This is a genomic window from Streptomyces flavofungini (assembly GCF_041028215.1).
Taxonomy (GTDB): Bacteria; Actinomycetota; Actinomycetes; order Streptomycetales; family Streptomycetaceae; genus Streptomyces; species Streptomyces flavofungini_B.
In genome coordinates this window covers 1-4511 of record NZ_JASKYR010000690.1, presented here as the reverse complement: position 1 = coordinate 4511, position 4511 = coordinate 1, and the positions used below count along the sequence as shown (strand labels likewise).

Genomic DNA, 4511 nt, shown 5'->3' with positions numbered 1-4511 from the left:
CCCCCACGGGGCGTCCGCCGGGGTGTGCCGGGGGCGTCGACGCCCCGTGGGGGCCTGCGCGGGGTGCGGCTGCGGCGGCGTGTGGTCGTCACCCGGTGCGTGCGACGCGGCGGCGTGCTGTCCGGTGTCGTCGCCCGGACCGCCCCGACCGCCCGGATAACGCTGCGGGCGCGGAGCAGCGGCGCTCACGAACCCTCCGGGCAGCGGCGCCTCGCCGACGGCGGCACGGCTGGCCGCCGCCTGGTTCAGTACGGCGTGACCGGGACCGCTCTGCCCGCCGCCCTGATCGGCCCCGCTTCGAGCGCCCGTGCCCGTGCCCGTGTTCGTGACCGTGCTCGTGTTCGTGCCTGTGCCCGCACCCGCGCGTGTGCCCTGCGGTTCGGAGCCGGGGCTGAGCACGCCCTGGTTCACGGCCACGGCACCTTGATTGACCACGGCGCGGCCGACGGCCGCATGGCCCGGGACGTTCCCACCGGGCTCGTGACCGCCGAGCCCCGGACCGCCCGGTTCCGGGCCGCCCAGTTCCGGGCCGCCGAGTTCCTGACCGCCGGGCTCCTGGCCCGGCGCGCGGTCGGCGGCAGCGGGCGGCAGGGCGAAGACGCGTCCGCTGTTCGCCTCCTCGGCCGCCGCGCGCTCCTTGGCGGCTGCCAGCGCCCGCCGTGCCCTGCGCCCCGTGGGCCGCGCGGCATCGCCGTGCCCGGCCTCCACCGCGGCGAGTTCACTGCCGGTCGTACCGGTCGTACCGGTCGAGCCGGTCGTGCCGGAAGTCTCCCCGGTGCCCGAGGCCAGCGCGGGCAGTGCGTGCTGCTCACCGCCACGCCGTGCGCGCCGCCCCGTACCGCCCGCGGGCACCGGCACGCCCTGCGGCGGCACCGTCTGACCCAGCGCGGCGGACCCGGCGGCATGCTCGGCCGCGGTCACCACGGAACCCAGGGCGCCCTCGGCTCCGGCCGCGGCACCCTCCGCGCCCTCGGCGGCACTCGGCCGCCCACGCCGCCGCCCGGTACCGCCCGAAGCACCGCCACCGGTCGCCTGGCCGGGCACCTGACCGGCCACACCAGTAGCGGCAGTGCCCCCAGCCACACCGGCGGCACCAGCGGCACCACCGGACGCCCCCGAAGACTGCGCGAGCGCACCCGGCGCACCCGCCGCACCCGTCACCGAGCCGCCGAGCGTGTCCGGAGCGGCCTCGGCGGCGCGCCGTCCCCTGCGCCGCCCCGTACCGCCCGACGCGGCGGGGGCCCCGGCCTCGGGCCCGGCGCCCGTCTCGGGGAGCGCAGTGCCCAGGAAGGAGTCCGTGGAGGAGCGCCGAGCACGTCGGCGTCCGCCGCCCGAGGCCTGCTCGGGTACGACGACCGCACCGCCGGGGCCCGCCCCGGAAGCTCCGGACGCGGCCGGAACCGGCGTCTCCGTGGAGCCAGCCCCCGGAACCGGCGTCTCCGTAGAGCCCGCCCCGGAAACAGCCGTCTCCGTAGAACCAGCCCCCGAAACCGTCGCCTCCGTGGAGCCCGCCCCGATCGGCACCTCAAGGACGTACGCGCTGCCGCCCATGCCCGGCACCTCGTGCGTCTGGAGCACGCCTCCGTGCGCCCGCACGATGCCCCGCACGATCGGCTCGTGCACCGGATCGCCCCCGGCGTACGGCCCCCGCACCTCGATACGGACGACCTCCCCGCGCTGCGCGGCGGCCACCACGATGGTCGAGTCCACATAGCCGCCGCCCGCGACGGCGGCGACGTCCGCGCGTGTGTTGCCGGTGGCGTCGATTCCGGCGACGTCCGCGACGAGGTGCGCCACGGCCGTGGCGAGCCGCCCGGCGTCGGCGGAGATCTCGATCGGCGGCGCGTGCACCGCGAACTGCGCGCGTCCGGGCCCGATCAGCTCGACGGCGCCCTCCACACCGGCGGCGACGACCGCGTCGAGCAGGACCGGCGTACGGGAGAGCCGCTCGTCGCCCGCGTCGAGCCGCTGGTAGCCCAGGACGTTGTCGACGAGCGTGGTCATCCGGGCGTACCCGGCGGACAGGTGGTGCAGGACCTGGTTGGCCTCGGGCCAGAGCTGGCCCGCGTCGTCCGAGGCCAGCGCGGCGAGTTCGCGGCGCAGCTCGTCCAGGGGCCCGCGCAGCGAGGAGCCGAGCACGGCGAGCAACTGCTCGTGCCGCGCGGCCAGCGCCTCGTACCGCGCCTTCTCGCGCTCGGCCAGCTCCTCGAAGCGGTCCTTCTCGCGCTCGGCGAGCGCCGCGTACCGCTCCTGTTCGGCGGCGAGGTCCTCGGCCCGCTGCTCCTCGGCGGCCTTGATCTCGGCGGCGCGCTCCTCGGCGGCGGCGGCGAGCTCCTCCTCGTGCCGGGCCAGGGCGGCCTCGTACTTCTCGTTCAGCTCGTCGTAGGGCCTGCGGTCGGTGAACGTCATCACCGCGCCGACGAGTTGGTCCCCGTCGCGCACGGGCGACGTCGTGAGGTCGACCGGCACCTTGGCGCCGCTCCTGGACCACAGGACCTGCCCGCGCACCCGGTGCTTGCGCCCGGAGCGGAGCGTGTCGGCGAGCGGGGACTCCTCGTAGGGGAAGGGCTCGCCGTCGGCGCGCGAGTGCAGGACCAGCGGGTGCAGCTCCTGCCCGCCGAGGTCGCTCGCCCGGAAGCCCAGTATCTGGGCGGCGGCCGGATTGACGAGCACGACCCGTCCGTCGGTGTCCGTGCCGACGACGCCCTCGGCGGCGGCCCGCAGGATCATCTCGGTCTGCCGCTGCGAACGCGCCAGCTCGGCCTCGGTGTCCACGGTGCCCGAAAGGTCCCGTACGACGAGCATGAGCAGTTCGTCGCCCGTGTACCCGTGGTGGTCGTACGCGTCCCTGCCGTCCTCCAGCGGGGAGCTCGTCACCTCGACGGGGAACTCGGCGCCGTCGGTGCGGCGCGCGATCATCCGCGTGGGCTTGGTCCGGCCGCGGTCGTCGATGGTGTCGGGCCGCCGCATGGACCCGGGGATCAGCCGGGAGTCGAACTCCGGCAGCAGATCCAGCAGGCCGCGGCCCACCAGGGCGGTGCCCGGCGCCTCGAACGCCTCCAGGGCGATCGCGTTGGCGTTCACCACGGTGCCGTTGGCGTTGACGAGCACCAGGGCGTCCGGGAGCGCGTCGAGTATGGCTGCGAGGCGAGCAGCGCCTCGGGATGGCCTGCTGCTCACGACGACGCTTCCTCCCTGGTTACCGCTGCTTGCCGACCCGCTCAGGCCATCTTGCCCCTCGGCCCGTGGCGTGTCACGGGAGGGAGTCTACGGGGAGTGGTTGCGGGCGCGACGCCGGATGAGAGGGAGGTCGCACGCAGAACCTGTGAGTTTTCCGTACCGCCAGGTCACGGCGGGGTCGTGAGACACCTCCGCGCGCGGGCCTGCCGACACGCCGCCCGACACGCCGCCCGACGCGCCCTCCGACACGCCGGTCTGCCCGCCCTCCGACACGCTGGTACGCCCCGTACGCCCCGGGGTCAGGTCCGTGCCGCCGTGTCGGGCAGGACGGGGGTGAGGCGGTCCCAGCGGGAGATCTCGCAGCCGTTGCTCCGGTCGTACGTCGCGTCGACGGGACGGCCCGCCCAGGTCCCGGTCACATGTGCGGTGGCGGGCCCGCCGTACTGCATGGTGCACATCGTCCCGGGCGGCGTCTTGGCGAACGGGTCCTTTCCGTACACCGTCACCTCGTCCAGACGCGCGCACGCCTTCGCCGCGTCGGGGTGCGTGCCGCCCGTGGGGTGACAGTCCAGTACGTACCTGCCGTCGGCGCCGCCGGAGTCGGCCACGGTGATGACGAGCCGGTCGGTCGGTGCCACGGGGTGCGAGACCGCCTGCGCGGCGGAGGGCACGGCGGACAGCGCGGCGGCGGAGGCGGCGGCGGAGAAGAGGAGACGGCGCAGCATGGGGGCTCCACGGAGTTCGGCGGAACGTATACGGATGGCTCTACCGCGTCTAACGCCGTGCGCCCCCGGACGTTGCGGGCGGAGTCAAGCGCTTTGCCCTGCGGGCCGCGCTCCTAGTACCTTGGGAGCCGCGATTGGTGACACGCCGCCTGGCTGTGTCATCATCTGCACGCACCCCCGCGCTCGTGGAGGTGTGCAAGCTGGAGGCGTCGCCTAGTCCGGTCTATGGCGCCGCACTGCTAATGCGGTTTGGGACTTAAATCCCATCGAGGGTTCAAATCCCTCCGCCTCCGCGCTGCAAGCCCGAAGCCCCGGTCGTCCGCGACCGGGGCTTCGGCCGTTTCCGGGGACGGGTGACGCGCGGGAGCCTCCGGCGGGCGACGGCAGGAGCCCCCCCGACCGGCCCCGACGGCCCATCCGCCCAGCTCAGAGCCGCTGCGGGAATCGGATTTCGCCTCACGGCGCAGGTCATGTAATGTTGTTCTCGCAACGCCGACGGGGCAGAAAAAACCCCGGAAGCACAAGCACTCGTAGCTTAACGGATAGAGCATCTGACTACGGATCAGAAGGTTGCAGGTTCGAATCCTGCCGAGTGCACAGCAGGCC

2 protein-coding genes and 2 tRNA genes are annotated in these 4511 nt (G+C 74.7%); 2 read left to right on the top strand and 2 right to left on the bottom strand.

The genetic code is table 11. The features are described 5' to 3' along the window. Positions 1-3180: PAS domain-containing protein (locus AB8Z36_RS32595; protein WP_369216990.1), on the bottom strand; the 3180-nt coding region annotated here is incomplete at its 3' end. Positions 3181-3479: 299 nt separating this feature from the next. Beyond that, the gene (locus tag AB8Z36_RS32590; protein ID WP_369216989.1) at positions 3480-3905 is read right to left on the bottom strand and encodes an SSI family serine proteinase inhibitor; all 426 of its coding nucleotides are present in this window, start codon (positions 3903-3905) and stop codon (positions 3480-3482) included. A 202-nt stretch (positions 3906-4107) separates the two neighbouring features. On the opposite strand from AB8Z36_RS32590, the gene AB8Z36_RS32585 reads away from it, so the two are divergent. After that, positions 4108-4198, top strand: a tRNA-Ser gene (locus tag AB8Z36_RS32585). Positions 4199-4429: 231 nt separating this feature from the next. Then, positions 4430-4502: transfer RNA gene (locus tag AB8Z36_RS32580), tRNA-Arg, on the top strand. Positions 4503-4511: the final 9 nt, after the last annotated feature.